The sequence below is a fragment of the Caballeronia sp. M23-90 genome, from assembly GCF_053574605.1.
This window is the reverse complement of record NZ_JBSIPA010000798.1, coordinates 1-1,466: the sequence shown is the minus strand read 5'-3', so window position 1 is coordinate 1,466 and position 1,466 is coordinate 1. Positions and strand designations below refer to the sequence as shown.

At 61.1% G+C, this 1,466-nt stretch carries 1 protein-coding gene; it reads left to right on the top strand.

Annotated features, from left to right (window positions below; all coding sequences use genetic code 11):
- The first annotated feature begins 390 nt into the window (after window positions 1-390).
- Window positions 391-1,266, top strand: coding sequence for a hypothetical protein (locus ACRXB1_RS35945; RefSeq protein ID WP_449494760.1), 876 nt, complete (start codon window positions 391-393; stop codon window positions 1,264-1,266).
- Window positions 1,267-1,466: the final 200 nt, after the last annotated feature.

Genomic DNA, 1,466 nt, shown 5'->3' with positions numbered 1-1,466 from the left:
TACGCAGGCGCGACGCGCAAGACGCTCGCAGCATCGGCGCAGAAACGGCCGCGCTCGTGCGCGAACTGCGCGCGTGAACGAAGCGAAGTCGAAAGCAAAGGCATTTGTAGGCATGTACTGAAAGTCGCAAACGGAATGGGTGGAAAAGGCGGACGCAATGAGAGGGCGGTGCAGTAGGCCGCGTGCATCATTCATTGCTGAAACTGGTGGGGTCGTGTGTGTGAGAGAAAGGGGCGCTGCGGCAACGGGGGTTTCCGCAGCGTTTCCTTGAAGTGTTATCCAGTGTTCTGCGAGGCATCGTGCATTTCGCAGGCCGGGCGAAGCCAGACCCTTCGTGCATGCCGGCTGCGGATATGAAGTCAAAACAAAGAAAAGATCCGGGAAAATCCAATGTGGTTGCTTGCCTTCTTCCAGGCTGATTCCGCCCTTGGGCGGTTCATGAAGATCAGCATATTCGCCGTGGCTATCGCCATGCTGTTTGCCGGGCTCGTGCTCGCGCCGCAGACCGACGTTGCGGTCGCGGTATCGTTGCTCGTGCTGGCGGTTCTCTGGGTGCATGGCTATATGGACGACCGGCGCGAGTCGACGGTGTCGTCGCCGTGCGTCGCCGAAATCCGCGAGGACGAACGCCGTATCCGCGTGCTCGGCGGCGGCGTCGATCTGATGTTGCGGCTGGCTTCGCGCACACTGAACGTGAACCGGGTATCGAAGGAATTCATTTCCAGCGATGCTCCAGGCGAGTTCCAGCGCCTGCGTTCGGGCAGCTTCGACTGGCCGGTCAAGGTCGTGGCGAAGGAACGCGTCGCGCGCGATGAAAAACCGCAAACGCCGAAGTTCGTAGCATCGAAAGAAGAGATGATGCGCTGGAACGATTTCGCGCCGGCAGCGGCGGCAGAAACAATATCGAGCGGACATGCCGCGCGATACACGAAAGCGGACGCCGTTGCCGATCAGGAACTCGCGATCTACTGGACCCATCCCGGACACGGCGAGCGTTTGCTGTTCACGGTCTTCGGCCCGGCGGCCCATTACGAAGCGATGGAACGCGCATTCTCCACGTTCTCTGTGTGGATCGACGAGGAAGAGGAGGCCCGGCTCGCCATCGAACGGCGTCAGGAAGTCGAGCAATGGCAGCGCGAATGGGAAGTGAACCGGCTTGCCGAAGAATCCGAGCACACGCGGCAAAGGGGCGATACCGGCATCGAAGAAGCAATTGCCCCTGTGCTTGCGAACGTGGCCATACCGTCGGCATCGCGCCGCTGGTGAACTGAATCAGCGTTCCAGCGACAACGCCGCGGCGACCGCCGCCGACAACCGCGCGATCGAGAAGGGCTTGCGCAAGAATCCGAGCACACGCGGCAAAGGGGCGATACCGGCATCGAAGAAGCAATTGCCCCTGTGCTTGCGAACGTGGCCATACCGTCGGCATCGCGCCGCTGGTGAACTGAATCAGCGTTCCAGCGACA

Excerpts from the sequence above, each read along its gene's own strand:
- ACRXB1_RS35945 (WP_449494760.1), top strand. The coding sequence starts at position 391 with ATGTGGTTGCTTGCCTTCTTCCAGGCTGATTCCGCCCTTGGGCGGTTC.